The organism is Mucilaginibacter sp. (assembly GCF_041663085.1).
Lineage (GTDB): Bacteria > Bacteroidota > Bacteroidia > Sphingobacteriales > Sphingobacteriaceae > Mucilaginibacter.
In genome coordinates, this window is the sequence record NZ_JBAZRC010000051.1 from 14,247 (window position 1) to 28,850 (window position 14,604).

The 14,604-nt window shown below is 44.9% G+C and carries 14 protein-coding genes and 1 pseudogene; 6 read left to right on the forward strand and 9 right to left on the reverse strand.

All coding sequences use genetic code 11. From position 1 onward, the window contains the following. Positions 1-245 precede the first annotated feature (245 nt). From pckA to WC615_RS11415, 4 genes are all read right to left on the reverse strand, one after another. The gene (pckA, locus tag WC615_RS11400) at positions 246-1,850 is read right to left on the reverse strand and encodes a phosphoenolpyruvate carboxykinase (ATP) (protein WP_372978221.1); all 1,605 of its coding nucleotides are present in this window, start codon (positions 1,848-1,850) and stop codon (positions 246-248) included. Between the two features lie 170 nt (positions 1,851-2,020). Further along, positions 2,021-2,293, reverse strand: a complete 273-nt coding sequence (locus tag WC615_RS11405; protein WP_372978222.1) for a hypothetical protein — start codon at positions 2,291-2,293, stop codon at positions 2,021-2,023. A 2-nt stretch (positions 2,294-2,295) separates the two neighbouring features. Then, entirely contained in the window at positions 2,296-2,631 is a 336-nt protein-coding gene (locus tag WC615_RS11410; protein WP_372978223.1) for a translation initiation factor, read from the reverse strand. A 3-nt stretch (positions 2,632-2,634) separates the two neighbouring features. Continuing rightward, positions 2,635-3,525 carry a diacylglycerol kinase family protein gene (locus tag WC615_RS11415; RefSeq protein WP_372978224.1) on the reverse strand — a complete coding sequence of 297 codons (891 nt, stop codon included), beginning with the start codon at positions 3,523-3,525 and terminating at the stop codon, positions 2,635-2,637. 208 nt (positions 3,526-3,733) lie between these two features. Between WC615_RS11415 and metK the strand changes: the two genes are divergently transcribed. The 4 genes from metK to WC615_RS11435 all read left to right on the forward strand — a co-directional run bounded on the left by metK (position 3,734) and on the right by WC615_RS11435 (position 7,943). After that, complete coding sequence (gene metK, locus WC615_RS11420) at positions 3,734-4,984, forward strand: methionine adenosyltransferase (protein ID WP_372978225.1); 1,251 nt, start codon at positions 3,734-3,736, stop codon at positions 4,982-4,984. A gap of 62 nt (positions 4,985-5,046) precedes the next feature. Further along, the gene (locus tag WC615_RS11425) at positions 5,047-5,967 is read left to right on the forward strand and encodes an EamA family transporter (protein ID WP_372978226.1); all 921 of its coding nucleotides are present in this window, start codon (positions 5,047-5,049) and stop codon (positions 5,965-5,967) included. A 624-nt stretch (positions 5,968-6,591) separates the two neighbouring features. Beyond that, entirely contained in the window at positions 6,592-7,152 is a 561-nt protein-coding gene (locus WC615_RS11430; RefSeq protein WP_372978227.1) for an NUDIX domain-containing protein, read from the forward strand. Positions 7,153-7,199: 47 nt separating this feature from the next. Further along, positions 7,200-7,943 (forward strand): lysophospholipid acyltransferase family protein, encoded by a 744-nt coding sequence (locus tag WC615_RS11435; protein ID WP_372978228.1) that lies wholly within the window; start codon positions 7,200-7,202, stop codon positions 7,941-7,943. 272 nt (positions 7,944-8,215) lie between these two features. Here WC615_RS11435 and WC615_RS11440 read toward each other — a convergent pair whose 3' ends face one another. The 4 genes from WC615_RS11440 to WC615_RS11455 form a co-directional block, all read right to left on the reverse strand. Continuing rightward, complete coding sequence (locus WC615_RS11440; protein WP_372978229.1) at positions 8,216-9,064, reverse strand: neutral zinc metallopeptidase; 849 nt, start codon at positions 9,062-9,064, stop codon at positions 8,216-8,218. A gap of 80 nt (positions 9,065-9,144) precedes the next feature. Beyond that, positions 9,145-10,455: a M28 family metallopeptidase gene (locus WC615_RS11445; RefSeq protein ID WP_372978230.1), complete on the reverse strand. Its 1,311-nt coding sequence runs from the start codon at positions 10,453-10,455 to the stop codon at positions 9,145-9,147. Next, on the reverse strand, positions 10,456-12,297 hold the full coding sequence (locus tag WC615_RS11450) for a M61 family metallopeptidase (protein ID WP_372978231.1): 1,842 nt from the start codon (positions 12,295-12,297) through the stop codon (positions 10,456-10,458). Positions 12,298-12,389: 92 nt separating this feature from the next. Beyond that, positions 12,390-13,508 carry a DUF4407 domain-containing protein gene (locus tag WC615_RS11455; RefSeq protein ID WP_372978232.1) on the reverse strand — a complete coding sequence of 373 codons (1,119 nt, stop codon included), beginning with the start codon at positions 13,506-13,508 and terminating at the stop codon, positions 12,390-12,392. Positions 13,509-13,629: 121 nt separating this feature from the next. Between WC615_RS11455 and WC615_RS11460 the strand changes: the two genes are divergently transcribed. Both WC615_RS11460 and WC615_RS11465 read left to right on the forward strand, forming a co-directional pair. Then, the gene (locus WC615_RS11460) at positions 13,630-13,944 is read left to right on the forward strand and encodes a rhodanese-like domain-containing protein (RefSeq protein ID WP_372978233.1); all 315 of its coding nucleotides are present in this window, start codon (positions 13,630-13,632) and stop codon (positions 13,942-13,944) included. 1 nt (position 13,945) lies between these two features. Beyond that, on the forward strand, positions 13,946-14,131 hold the full coding sequence (locus tag WC615_RS11465; protein WP_372978234.1) for a DUF6358 family protein: 186 nt from the start codon (positions 13,946-13,948) through the stop codon (positions 14,129-14,131). A gap of 140 nt (positions 14,132-14,271) precedes the next feature. On the opposite strand, the pseudogene WC615_RS11470 reads toward WC615_RS11465, so the two are convergent. Further along, positions 14,272-14,604, reverse strand: a pseudogene (locus tag WC615_RS11470) (glycoside hydrolase family 5 protein); the annotation flags it as partial.

Sequence of the window (14,604 nt, forward strand, 5' to 3'; positions counted from 1 at the left end):
TGTGCTATTTAAGCGAATAACAAAAATAGAATTTAAATGAATTAAAAAAACTTTTTATGTAATTCTTTATAATAATTTAATATACTGCATATAAAGCGCTGTAAATCGGTGACTACATAACGCTCTAAAACAGAAAAATTGTCTGTCAGGCAGACAATTTTTTTACAATAAAACCTATTTTTTTTAAGAATAGCAAGTTATAACACATAAAAAGTATGTAACTAAAGTGATATAGTTGCGTCTAACTACACCGCTACAGCTACGTTCGGCCCTGCATTTACTATGTCTGGGGTACTGTAATCAGCATATTTTTCAAAATTCTTAACAAAGGCCAAAGCCAATTGGTTTGCTTTATCTTCATAATTATCTGCATTGGCCCAGGTGTTCCTGGGGTCAAGTATCTCATCGGGAACATTAGGGCAGCTAAGGGGAATAGCTAAATTGAATATAGGATGCTGGTGATATTTAACATTATCGAGCCCGCCGTTTATAGCAGCGGTTATCATGGCCCGCGTGTATGAAAGTTTCATCCGCTGGCCTACGCCATAGGCGCCGCCTGTCCAGCCGGTGTTTACTAACCATACATTTACCTGGTGCTCTTTTATTTTTTTACCTAACAGTTTGGCATAAGTAACCGGGTGCAGCGGTAAAAACGCTTCGCCAAAGCACGCAGAGAAAGTAGTTACCGGCTCGGTGATCCCCGTTTCTGTACCTGCTATTTTAGCAGTATAGCCAGATATGTAGTGGTACATAGCCTGCTCTGGCGTTAGTTTTGATATAGGCGGCAATATCCCAAAGGCATCTGCTGTTAAAAAGAAGATGTTTTTTGGCGATGCACCTATAGATGGTATAATGGCATTGCTAACGTTTGATATAGGGTAAGCAACCCGGGTGTTCTCGGTTTTATCTATATTATTATAGTTAACCCTGCGCGTACCGGGTATAAAGTTTACATTCTCTAATAACGCACCATATTTTATAGCATTAAATATCTGCGGCTCTTTCTCGGCTGTAAGGCCCGAGCATTTGGCGTAGCAGCCGCCTTCAAAATTAAATATAGAGTAATCGCTCCAGCCATGCTCATCATCACCTATCAGGCTGCGGTCAGGGTCTGCAGATAAGGTGGTTTTACCGGTGCCGGATAATCCGAAGAAAATAGCGGTATCGCCTTTACTGCCGGTATTGGCCGAGCAATGCATAGACAGCACCTGCTTATCGTGCGGTAATATAAAGTTCAATACCGAGAAGATGCCTTTCTTGATCTCGCCGGTATAACCCGTGCCACCTATCAGGATTATTTTTTTGCTGAAGCTGATGATTGAGAAATTTTTTTGGCGTGTACCGTCAACCTCCGGGTCGGCCATAAAGCCGGGGGCAGCTATGATGGTCCATTCGGGTGTACTATCCGGGTTTACCACCTCCGGGCGGATGAACAAATGATGTACAAACAGGTTCTGATACGCGGTTTCGGTAACTACACGGATATCTATATGGTATTTTTCGTTAGCGCAGGCGCATGAGTCGCGCACAAATATTTCCCGCTCCGAAAGGTATTTTGTTACCTTATTATATAATGCGTTAAATTTTGCCCCGTCAAACTTGTAATTGATACTTCCCCACCAAACATTATCGTGGGTAACATGGTCGTCAACAATAAAACGGTCCTTAGGCGAACGGCCGGTAAACACACCGGTATCAATAGCCAGCGCACCCGAGTCGCTTAAAACGCCTTCGTTTCTTTTTATGGCAGCTTCAACAAGTTGTGCGGGGGTTAATTGGTATAAAATAGCAGGGGCCTTTGCCAGGTTTAGATACCCTAATTGGGGTACCTGGTTAGTGTTGGTTTTCATTAAGAAGATAATTTATAATTGGTTGCCCCAAAATTACCCTTTTAATACACTAACATACAAGTGTTTTACATCATTTATTTACATAATGTACGTTTTACACACTGTCTATAATATTGATTATCATTTAGTTATGATGATAATATTTTTTATTTCAATACACTAACCAATTGTTAGAACCAATGCTTTTTCATCGCTTTCAAAAATTCGATATCGGTTATAGGGAATAAGGATGCGTCACCTATAACAGAATCGATGTCACAATACGGGCAAAGCGGCGTATGTTCCTTACCTTCTTCTTCATCAATCCACTCTTTTACTTCAGCAGAAGGATATATTTTTAAACAAGAAAAGCAACCACAAAGATTGCTTTTTAAAATTTCCGACTTGTTAAAAATTGATCTTTTGTGGGCCGCTTCTAATAGGGTTATCTCAAAGTTCACCATGGCTATCCGCCAGCCTTTTTAGCCTTGTATCCATCTGCTTGCAACATGGTTAATACCTTGTCTCTAAAATCGCCCTGCAGCAGTATCTCGCCATCCTTTACCGAGCCGCCTACGCCGCATTTGGTTTTTAGTTTTTTGCCGATGGTTTCCAGGTCGGTATCGGCACCAATAAAGCCGCTGATGCGGGTTACCAGTTTGTTGCCTTTTATCCTGTCGAGGTATATTTTTAAGTTTTGCTGTTGCGGCGGCAGGGTTTGCTGTTCGCCCGCGCTCTCCTCCTGGTATTGAAAATCAGGGTCGGTAGAGTACATAATGCCGGTAAAGTTTTTCTTTGCCATAGGTTATTTTTTATAAGTACCGCCAACAATAACGTGCAGCGCGTTTGGCACAACCTCTATGTCAATATCCGTACCGGCCACCTGCGGTTCGCCATCCAGGTGAATGGGGCCTTCCTGCTGCCGGGCTATTACTATATGCTTGCCTTTAATGATCTCTACATACTTTGAGCTATCGGCCGTTTTGGTGAACATACGCAAGCCCATCTCCGGGAAGCGCCACAGCGGGAAAGGCTTAATAATACAAACATCCAGTAAGCCATCCTGCACGGATGCCGTTGGCGATACGTGCGCGTTATTGCCATACTGTGATGAATTGGCCATGCTCAGCATAAATGCTTCGCGATCATAAGCAACACCGTCAACTTCTATGTGGTAGTTTTTTGATTTATAAGTGGATATCTCCTGGATGGACGATTTAAAGTAGCTAACAAAACCACGTTTGGTACTGCCATTGGCAAAAACATGACTAATATGGGCATCAAAACCCATGCCTGCCATATTAAAAAACCATTGCCCGTTCATTTTACCGGCATCAATGGTAATGGTGCGGCCGGCATTCATGGTTTTGATAGCGCCTTCGGCATCCATCGGGATGGTTAAAAAGCGCGCAAGGCCATTGCCCGATCCAAACGGGATAACCCCCAAAACGGTATCGGTACCGGCTAAAGCCGATGCTATTTCGTTTACCGTGCCATCGCCGCCAACGGCAACAACAATTTCATACTCGCCCACAGCAGCTTTGGCCAGATCGTGCGCGTGGAAAATACCGGTGGTAAATTCTATATCGTACTCAAAAATAGTTGGGTCGAGGTACTTCTCTACAAGCTCCGGCACACCATCCTTTTTCTTCCCTCCCGATACCGGGTTTATTATAAATAAAGCTTTCCTTTTCAACTATATAGGTTTTCAACGGGCAAAAGTAAATGTATTTTCGGCTTTGTGAAAAATTGTTTTATTTTTGCCACCCGAAAGTGGACTGATTTAATGCCCTCATACGCTGAAGGCTGGATTGCAACCACGTAAAAAAGTGCTAACCCTGCTCCTTTTACAACGTTTCAAAAAATCTTTACCTTTCGGCTTTAACGTTTATTTAAAAAATAATATGCCATACTTATTTACATCGGAATCCGTATCAGAAGGGCATCCGGATAAAGTTGCCGACCAGATATCGGACGCGTTAATTGATAACTTTTTAGCATTCGACCCGGAGTCGAAAGTGGCCTGTGAAACGTTGGTAACAACCGGGCAGGTTATTTTAGCTGGCGAGGTTAAATCAAAAGCTTATTTAGATGTACAAAAAATTGCCCGCGATGTAATAAACCGCATTGGTTATACCAAAGGCGAGTATATGTTTGATGGCAGCTCGTGCGGTGTGCTTTCGGCCATTCACGAGCAATCGCCTGATATTAACCAGGGTGTTGACCGCAAGGCTAAAGAAGAGCAAGGCGCCGGCGACCAGGGTATGATGTTTGGTTACGCCACCATCGAAACTGATAACTATATGCCTTTGGCTTTAGATATTGCCCACGCTTTATTACGCGAGCTGGCTGTTATCCGCCGCGAAAATACCGATATCAAATATCTTCGCCCGGATGCAAAATCGCAGGTTACCTTAGAGTACAGCGATGATAACCAGCCTACCCGTATCGATGCCATCGTTATTTCAACCCAACATGATGATTTCGCTGAGGAAGAGGCAATGCTTTCTAAGATCAGCAAAGATATTGTTGATATCCTTATCCCGCGTGTTAAGGCTAAATATCCAAAATACGCGCACTTCTTTAATAACGACATTACCTACCATATTAACCCTACCGGGAAATTTGTAATTGGTGGCCCGCATGGCGATACCGGCTTAACCGGCCGTAAGATCATCGTGGATACCTACGGTGGCAAAGGCGCGCACGGTGGTGGTGCTTTCTCTGGTAAAGACCCATCAAAGGTTGACCGCTCTGCTGCTTACGCAACCCGCCATATCGCTAAAAACCTGGTAGCTGCCGGCGTTTGTAACGAGATATTGGTACAGGTATCGTACGCTATTGGTGTTGCAAAACCTATGGGTATTTATGTAAATACTTACGGCACCGCTAAAGTTGGCATCAACGATGGCGAGATAGCTAAGAAGGTTGAAGAGATCTTCAACATGACGCCATACGCTATTGAAACCCGCTTTAAACTGCGTAACCCAATATACAGCGAAACTGCTGCCTACGGTCACTTTGGCCGCCCAAATGAGGTTGTTACCAAATCATTCAACGCGCATGATGGCAGCACCGTAACCCGCGAGGTGGAGCTGTTTACCTGGGAGAAGCTTGATTATGTAGATAAAGTAAAAAGCGCCTTCGGTTTGTAATATTAAAATTGAATATTTTACAAAGGCGCACCGAACAGTGCGCCTTTTTTGTTTAAATAACAATGACTAAAAACACCGCCCCTCCTTTACTGGTTGCCTTTGCATTCTTCAGCATATATATTATATGGGGCGCAACCTACCTGGCGGTAATTTACGGGCTTAAAAGCTTTCCGCCGTTTATACTGGTGGGCTTACGGTATGCCACGGCAGGCGTTATACTTTTTGCCTGGTGCAAACTGAGGGGTGAGAAACTCCCCGAGTGGAAATACCTGTGGCGCCATGCCCTTAGCGGCACCATGATGCTGGTTGGTGGTACCGGCATGATAGCCTGGGCCGAGCAATACATCAGTTCGGGCCAGGCCGCCATACTGGTGGCTACCGAGCCCCTGATATTTTTACTGGTGGATCGTAAACGCTGGCCGCAGTATTTTTCAAACAAGTACATCATTACTGGTTTGCTTATTGGCTTTACGGGCATTTACTTTTTTTTGCGATTAGGCGTAGCGGCTACAAGTACATCGGCCATGGCAACAACTGCCAGCATTGTGGTAATAGTAAGCGCATTGATATGGGTACTGGGGTCGCTTATTACAAAGGATAATAAAGGCCAAAGTTCAACCGTAATGAATGCCTCTATACAGTTACTTGCTGCAGGCCTGGCCAGCGGCATAGTGGTTTTAGGCAAAGGCGAGTACCGGGGCTTCCATTTTACCAATGTAACCGCCGAAGCCTGGGGCGGGCTGATATTCCTGATCGTTATGGGATCGTTAGTGGCTTATTTATCATTTATATGGCTCATCAGCATAAAACCGCCGGCTATTGTTAGCACCCATACGTATATAAACCCTGTTGTTGCTGTGTTTTTGGGCTGGCTGATGGTTGATGAACCCGTTAACCATGCGCAACTGGTGTGCCTGGTGGTGATTTTGGCGGGGATACTACTGGTTAACGTGCCTGGGTATTTGAAGCGGAAAGAGATTTAGCATCTAACTCCGCGCGTCATTGCGAGGTACGAAGCAATCTCCCGATAGGCTTAACCTTCCCGTACATCGCGTCATTTCTTGTAAGAAGTGTGCCACTATAATCATCCGCCCGCTCAATTGCCGCGGAGGGCTGTTACTTTTTGCTTGATCAAAAAGTAACCAAAAAATCAAGACAGAAAAAAGCTTCTCCCCACAGGCCTTTACCTTTTGGCCCGCTTTTCTGTCAGGCCACCGCTCGTTCATTACCGTGCTAAATCTTGGTAAGCCAAACCCACCTTGTCATCCTGAGCGATAGCGAAGGATCTAATAGCGAACTTGTGCAATCGCCTAAATGCATGTCGGCGATTAGATGCTTCAAATGTTCAGCATGACAAAAGGCAACTCGCGTTAGGGATTGCAGCGGATACCGGCCCGCGCCTAAGGCCTGTGCGCGTATGAGCGGAAAGCCCGGCCGAAGGCAACGCCCATCTAATACTTTTCTATCGGGAGACTGCTTCGTACCTCGCAATGATGGGGCGAGAATTATTTATTTTCTTGCGCTCGTCTGCAACGAGTGCTTAACCTGGTTTGGCGATTGCATCGCAACACGAGGGAAAAACAGACAAAACACCTACCTTTATTCCCATGCAGCACCCTGAAGCAAACCCCTGGAAAATAACATCAGAAAAGGAAATTTACGATAACCCCTGGATAAACGTTACCGAATACCAGGTGATCAACCCATCGGGCAACCCGGGTATTTACGGGCAGGTGCATTATAAAAATATAGCCATTGGCATTTTACCTTTGGATGATGACATGAACACCTACCTGGTTGGCCAGTATCGTTTCACCCTGAACCAATACAGCTGGGAGCTGCCCGAAGGCGGCGGTATTATCGGCGTTGATTCGCTGGAATCCGCGAAGCGCGAGTTACTGGAAGAGACCGGGTTAAAAGCCTCGCACTGGACGGAGATCCAGCGGATGCACCTTTCCAACTCGGTAAGTGATGAGCTTTGCATCCTGTATATTGCCCGCGGCCTGGAACAACATGAGGCCGAGCCCGAGGATACCGAGCAGCTCGTTGTAAAAAAAGTGCCGTTTGAGGACGTTTACAGGATGGTTTGCGGCGGTGAAATAACCGATTCATTAGCGGTAGCGGCGATATTAAAAGCCCGTTTAATGCAGTTAGAGAAGACTTTGTAAATTCCGAATTATCAAATCCTCAAAAAAAATTTAAATTTGCGGCCCTGATGAAGAAGTTTTTTGGCTACATCCTGTCCCCGTTTGCAATTTTAGCATTCTTTTTGTTCCTGGTGATCTTCCACCCGGTACAATGGCTATGCTTAAAGTTGGGTGGCTACACCGCGCATAAGCGTTCTGTAGATATCCTGAACTTTTTTTTGGTACATACGGCTTACATTGTAGGCAACCGCATTACTTTTATCAATAAACAAAATTTACCTGTTGGCAGGCCCATTATATTTATTGCCAACCACCAAAGCTTGTTTGATATCCCGCCGATGATCTATTATCTGCGTAAATATCATGCCAAATTTATCTCGAAAGTAGAGCTGACCAAAGGCATCCCATCCATATCGTTTAACTTAAGACATGGCGGCGGCGCTAATATCGACCGCAAAGACCCGCGCCAGTCCATCACCGAACTGGTAAAATTTGCCAACCGGATGAAAGAGAACAACTGGGGGGCGATGATATTCCCGGAGGGGACCCGCTCGCAGGACGGCAAAGTGAAGAAATTCCAGTCTGCAGGTATAGCTACCCTGCTAAAAAAATGCCCTAATGCGCTTTTAGTACCGGTTGCTATTACCGATTCATGGAAGATGATCCGCTACGGATTGTATCCTTTAAATACTTTCACCCCTATGAAATGGGAAGTGCTTGAACCCATTGAACCGGGAACTACCCCTGTTGATGAATTAGTGCAGCAAGTGGAAGACAGGATAAGGGCGAAGGTTGATCCAGAAAACGCCTGATTGTCATGCTGAACTTGTTTCAGCACCCCTATCGCCCGTTCAAGCGTCAACGCTTGAATGATTTGTGATGTGAGCGTCCACGCTCACGATACCCGGCAGCGTGGACGCTGCCATACATCCAAGTCAAGCGTAGACGCTTGACTTGGCAAAGGGAAAGATGGTGGCGTTATTTTGCCAGTAGCCAAATCGCAAACAATTGATTATTAATTATTTGCAAGAATACGTGTGCGTTCACGGCAGTGAACGTGAACACTTGACATTTTTTTTAAGTATTACTCCAAATCGCCTGCTGCAAAAGTATTGCCCTGCTTCAGATCACCTGTTTCAAACCCCTTTTTAAACCAGTACATACGCTGCGCGCTGGTACCGTGGGTAAAACTATCGGGCCGTACTTCGCCCTGGTATTCTTTCTGCAGCCGGTCATCGCCAATTTGGTGGGCAGCGTTAAGGGCTTCCTCAATATCGCCCGGGTCGAGTACGTTTTTCATCTGCTGCTCGTAATGCGCCCATATACCGGCATAAAAGTCGGCCTGTAACTCCAGCTTCACCGATAGTTTATTATACTCGCTCTCGCTGAGCTGTTGCCTTGCCTGTTCCATTCTAGCCGAAAGGCCAAGCAGATCCTGCACATGATGGCCAACCTCGTGGGCTATTACATAAGCTTGGGCAAAATCGCCGGCTGCACCAAATTTTTGTGAAAGCTCGTTAAAAAACGACAGGTCGAGATATACCTTTTGGTCGCCGGGGCAATAGAACGGTCCGGTTTCGGCACCAGCCTGCCCGCAGGCAGTGTTTACCGCTTCACGGAAGAAGTGCAGCGTGGGCTCCTGATAGGTTTTGCCCATATCGCTGAATAGCTTATTCCAAACATCTTCGGTATCAGCAAAAACAACCTTGGCAAATTTCTTCTCGCGGGTATCGGGTATGGCCTGTTGGTTGTTCTCCTGCGGTGCGCCATTGCCCTGCACCTGGTTTAGCACAGCAGATGGATCTATCCCCGTAAAAAAATAAATAGCTGCAGCTATTATGCCTACCACCCCGCCACCAAGGGCCAGCCCGCGGCCACCGCTTGCACTGCCATCTTCTGTATTACTGCTTTCGCGCCTGCCAAACCATTGCATAGTATTTCCGGATTAATTTAGCTTTTAAACAGCAAGGCCCAAACAATTGTTTGGGCCTTAGCATATCTGATTAAATTGAATTACTTATCCAGCTTAGGGATCCGTGTCGGGGTGTCCTTACCAGATACAATACTGCGCGAGCTTAAAGCAATAGCGCGAATGGTAGCCACAATGTTATTTACATCAAGCGTTGAATATTCATCCTTTACAGTGTGGTAAAACTTATCCGTAGGGATCTGGTCGGTTGAGATAGTATGCGCAGGTACGCCTAATGCCGCCAACGTAGCGTTATCGCTGCGGTAAAACAGGTTTTGCTCGGGGTAGGGGTCCGGGTAAAACTTAAAGGCTGTGCCTTCCAGATTTTTTTGCAGGATAGGCCCAAAATCTGAACGCTCAAACCCGGTTATAAATGCCGAGTTTTCACCAAATTTAGCCGCCTTGCCAATCATCTCAATGTTAAACAAAGCCACTACCTTATCAGGATCAAGCTGTTTTGAAAAATATTGTGAACCATAACCGCCGGTTTCTTCAGCTGTAAAGGCCACAAATACCAGTGTACGCTCGTTATTATTTAGCTTTTTATAATACTTGGCCAGGGTGATCACTGCTGTGGTACCCGATGCATCATCATCGGCACCGTTGGCAATAGTATCTTGTTCTGCACCTTTTTTGATGATGCCTAAATGGTCATAATGCCCGCCAAAAACCACATACTCATTAGGTTTTGATTTACCGGGAATAACACCGACAACATTAAATAATGGTTTTTCGGTAGTCTTAACCTCATAATTTGCCGCTACCGTTTTCACATCGGAATAAGTACCCAGTACAAATACAATAACAGGCGCTGTATTGTCCGCTCCTTTAAAAGACGTACCTCCCCTTTTGTAGCGACTAACCAGCCTGCCGAAGTTTTTTGAATAGCTGGTATCAACCAATACAAGTTGTTTTTTGCCTCCGCTAAAAACTGCCCTGTATTGAGCCATAAAATCTTTGCCAGCAGAAATTTTCACCACATCCACCCCATCGGTACTTGCCCAGTTGAACGATGCCGAAGAACTAATGGCTAAGTTAGCTGCGGAGACATCCTCTCCATTGATGGTAACTTTAGAACTTACCGGGGTGGTATTAACCATATTAAAACTTTGGCGAAAACCGGGGTTACCGGTAAACGGTTTTAAACCGGCGGATTTAAATTCACCTTCAATAAAAGTAGCGGCCTTTTCAATCCCGCGGGTAAAAACGCCGCGGCCTTCCATATCATCGGCACTAAGGGTTTTGATGATGCGTTCAACATCATCCTGTTTTATCAGTTTATTTACATCCTGGCAAAAGCCCAGTACGGGCGCTGCGGCTAAAGCAGTTATCGCTATTAAAAATTTTACTTTCATTTATTTAACTTTTGATGATAACCAGTTGCTACGGAAATCTTTTTGTTGCTGTGTTAATTCTTTACCTGCTTTTTCAAAGGTTACCACCTCAAAAGCCGGGCTTTCTTCTAATACGATAGTGGCTTCATGGTTGCCGGTACGGTTTTTATAGCTTACCGCTACTTTATCACCCGGTTTTTTATCTTTTACCGCTTCAGCAAAAGCACTTGCAGATTTTGCTTCCTGCCCGTCAATTTTCAGGATGATATCGCCGGCATCAATACCTGCCTTATAAATGGGAGTGTTAGATATGGTAGAACCAGTTATCATTAACCCTCCGTTTGATGGCTTGCTTTGTACACGGCCCATCCAGCCTTTGCCCAGCTGTGCTTTTTGTAAAAGCAGGCCTGCATTTGCCAGTAATGCCTGGTAATCGTTCTTTTTTACACCGTATACATAATCGTTAAAAAATGCCGCGGCAAATTTGGGGTTGGTAAGTTTACCCAACACAGCCTGCAGGTCGGGTATAGTGTATGGCTTGCCGGTTTTGCCGTATGCCAGCCAAACCTGGCGCATGTAATCATCAAGCGTAAGTTTAAATTCGCTGCGTAAGCGTAGGTCGAGCGCGAGGGCGGTAGCGCCGCCATATACATAATAACTGGTAAATATATTGCCATAATTGGTAGCATCAACCGCAACACCTGCATCTGTAAACACTGCGTAACGGCTCATTTGCGTTGGCGGGAATTTGGCCGGAGCCGGTGATGCGGTAACCGAGTTAACTAACCCGGCTATTGTACCTGTGTACTCATCAACTGTATTAAACCCGCTGCGCACCAGCAGCATTTCGCCATAATATTGTGTAAAACCTTCGGCAAACCAAAGCTCGTTACTCATGTTGGCATGCTCAAAGTTGAATGGCTCTAATGATTTTGGCCGGATACGCTCTACATTCCAGCTATGGAAAAACTCGTGCGAGTAGGTACCTAACAGATATTTTTCGTTACCGCCAATTTTATCTGCCCCGCTAACAATGCAGGTAGAGTTGCGGTGTTCCATACCATCACCAAAAACGGTTGGGTGTACATCATCTAAAAAGGTGTAGCTGCCAAAATCATAATTGGGTTGCTCGCCAAATACAGCACGCTCTTCCAGTACAACCTTTTGTACCATTTTAGCAAAATTATCTATGGTTACCTGGTCATCGTCAGAGTGTACGGCAATACCCATGGTTTGTTTTTTACCGTTGGTATTTACCAGTTCCCAATAATTTGTTTTAACGGCGGCAAGCTCGGTTGGGCTATCCATCATGTATTGCAAATCGGGTGCGCTGTAAACGTTATCGGCTTCGTGCTTTAGTTGTGTGGCGACTTTCCAGCCATATTTTTCAAGATCGTTAAATGCAAACTTTACAGGGCGGCTTGCCAACCCAATGCCCCACATAAAAGCAGCCGGCATATTCAAATGTGCATGGCTGGCATCAATGCCAACGTAAGTACCATCTGCGTGGTTACCAAACAGGGTATAGCTTACATTCACTACTGCCGGGTGTACAGATATTTCATATACATCGCCTTCTATTTGTTCTATAGTAAGCGGGTTACCTTCACCGTCGGTAGCCCTTACATTATATATATTTTTGCCGAACTCGTGTGTGGCGTATCGCCCCGGAGATGAGCGGCTCATTCTTACCTTTAATGAACCCGAAGGGGCATCAGGTATGGTCATTGTAATTTCTGCCTCATGATGCTGGGCATTGGGGAAAGACACGCTATAAAAGATGGGTTTGCGCGCTCCGCTGATCTGAGCTGATGCAGCAAACGCAAAAAATGCTGCCGCTGCCAGTAAAAATATTTTTTTCATTGGGGTGGTATGATTCAGGTGATGAAATTACCAATAAAACCGTAATTGTTGTCTATCAATTTTATTACAAAGACACAAGGCTTATCAGGCTGTTAATCATAACTGTGCCTGCCCAGGTCATACTCCGACTGCGCGGTGATGATCTGCTTTCGCCGCGCTATATCGGCATCCAGGCCATGCTCGTAGGTATTGTCGGTAACTGCAATATCCCGGTCTTTATCCTTTTCGGCAAAATAGATATTGGCCTCGCTTATTTTAGCCAAAGCTGTATCATAAGGCCCCTTGGGCGACATTAGCTTTACAAAAACTGGTAAGCACTCAAACAATATAAACAAGTAGCCAATAAATGATATGGCCATATAGGTATCCAGATCGCGCGAACCATCAACATTGTAAGATAGTTGGCCAAGTGCCCAGTTACGGTCGGCAAAACCCGCTACGTTGGCCAGGCTGTCCAGTTGCTTTTCACTGAACAGGCGTGTCGCGTTAAGGCCTTCATAATCTTTACGCTGGCTCAGGTATTGATCTACCTGCCCTAGGTTTTCGGTAACGGTTTTTAACCGGTCCTCCTTTTCCTGTAATACCTGCGCCTTTTGCTTGGCATAAGTGCCATAGCCGGTTATACCGGATGTTTGATTGGTTTTGTCGCCAAAAACTTCCTGGTTTAACTCATAACGAGAGCGGTTTATGTCGCGCTCCAGGGAATCTTTTTCCTTCTTCAGGTCGGCATTTTTAACCATCTCCTGCCCGTATTTTTGCTGATAGGTTTTTTGCAGGGTATCTATCTTGCTATGCTGTCCTTTTAGGTAGGCCGTTTTTAGCTTGGTGCGGATCTCTTTATCAAAGATCTTCAACTCCAGCGGGCGGGATATCACCACCCCTATCATAATAGCCAGTAAAATACGGGGCGTGGCCTGTAAAATTTGCTGGTTAATGCTGCCTTCTTTGTTGATGCTGGATACGATGTACCTATCCATGTTGAATATGGCGGTGCCCCATATCAACCCAAAAAGTATGGCAAATCCAACCGCGAATGCATTACCACTGAATACAAAGTACATGGCGTACCCGCCGGATAATGATGCAAATAATGCTGTGAAAAATATGGTGGCACCTATGCCCACATATTTGTTATGTTCTATAGGGTATTTTTTCAGCGTGTCCACGTGCGCACCGGAACAGAACCAAAAAAACCTGGTTACTTTCTTCATGAAGATATGATGTAATATTTTACACTTATTTATTAAAACGCACTTAGGTACTTATTGTTACAAAATATGCTCAAATATTTGATATAGAAAAACATACCTTTGCCCTATAATTACATTTAAGATGAGAGAAATAAGCGTACAGGAACTTAAAGAAAAGTTAGATAAAGGCGAAGATCTTCAACTGATAGATGTTCGTGAGGATTTTGAATTCGAGACATCAAATATTGGCGGTCAACATATCCCGCTGGGCGGCATTTTAATTGAGGCTGAAAAAATATCGCATGACAAACCTGTTGTGGTAATGTGCCGCAGCGGCAAACGCAGTGCGGCAGCTATTATGCAGTTAGAGGCACAGGGGTATACCAACCTGAGCAATTTACAGGGCGGTATCTTAGCCTGGAAAGCCGAAATTGATCCCGAACTTAACGTTTACTAATATGGGCAAAAAGGTAGCGCTTAACGTTTTTTATAACATCATAATATTTTTATGCTTGTTATTTATTTATAAAGGTTTTGAGCTTGCCAGGTACGAATATGTTTTGGCAGGCGCATTTGTTGGGGGCGTGTTTATTACCCTCAAACTAAAACTGATAAAAGAAGTAAAAAGCTCTCAGAAACCCTGAGATAACCATGTCATTTCGAACGAGGTACGAGGAGAAATTTTATACGCCATGCTGTTAATAGCTAGGCGTATAAGATTTCTCACCCTCCCCAAGCTCGCCCCGCCCCAGAGGGTTCGAAATGACAAGTTGAGATAAATAATCTACTTCGTTGGCACCTTTAAACCTAACGCCTCTATATATCCTTTGTTAGGGATACAATTCGCAAACTTGCTGTTCTCTAAAAATCCCCAAAGGGCCTTTCTGATTTTTTCTCTGTCGGCAGGGGCGGCCTTGCGGATCTCTTCGAAACTGCCGCGTGGCTTTTCGGTGTAGGCAATGATCTCGTCGTAACCATTGGGCTCGTTAAAGCTGGTGATGCCTTTCTGGTTATCCAGTTTCTTATATGGCCAGTAATGCCAGCCGATGTTGTTTTTTTCGCAAAGGATCTTAAAATCCCTCACCCACTCGTCGGTGTTCTCTCCGGTTTCGCCAAC

Coding starts and splice junctions, on each gene's coding strand:
- pckA (WP_372978221.1), bottom strand. CDS start 1,850: ATGAAAACCAACACTAACCAGGTACCCCAATTAGGGTATCTAAACCTG.
- WC615_RS11405 (WP_372978222.1), bottom strand. CDS start 2,293: ATGGTGAACTTTGAGATAACCCTATTAGAAGCGGCCCACAAAAGATCA.
- WC615_RS11410 (WP_372978223.1), bottom strand. CDS start 2,631: ATGGCAAAGAAAAACTTTACCGGCATTATGTACTCTACCGACCCTGAT.
- metK (WP_372978225.1), top strand. CDS start 3,734: ATGCCATACTTATTTACATCGGAATCCGTATCAGAAGGGCATCCGGAT.
- WC615_RS11425 (WP_372978226.1), top strand. CDS start 5,047: ATGACTAAAAACACCGCCCCTCCTTTACTGGTTGCCTTTGCATTCTTC.
- WC615_RS11430 (WP_372978227.1), top strand. CDS start 6,592: ATGCAGCACCCTGAAGCAAACCCCTGGAAAATAACATCAGAAAAGGAA.
- WC615_RS11435 (WP_372978228.1), top strand. CDS start 7,200: ATGAAGAAGTTTTTTGGCTACATCCTGTCCCCGTTTGCAATTTTAGCA.
- WC615_RS11440 (WP_372978229.1), bottom strand. CDS start 9,064: ATGCAATGGTTTGGCAGGCGCGAAAGCAGTAATACAGAAGATGGCAGT.
- WC615_RS11445 (WP_372978230.1), bottom strand. CDS start 10,455: ATGAAAGTAAAATTTTTAATAGCGATAACTGCTTTAGCCGCAGCGCCC.
- WC615_RS11450 (WP_372978231.1), bottom strand. CDS start 12,297: ATGAAAAAAATATTTTTACTGGCAGCGGCAGCATTTTTTGCGTTTGCT.
- WC615_RS11455 (WP_372978232.1), bottom strand. CDS start 13,508: ATGAAGAAAGTAACCAGGTTTTTTTGGTTCTGTTCCGGTGCGCACGTG.
- WC615_RS11460 (WP_372978233.1), top strand. CDS start 13,630: ATGAGAGAAATAAGCGTACAGGAACTTAAAGAAAAGTTAGATAAAGGC.
- WC615_RS11465 (WP_372978234.1), top strand. CDS start 13,946: ATGGGCAAAAAGGTAGCGCTTAACGTTTTTTATAACATCATAATATTT.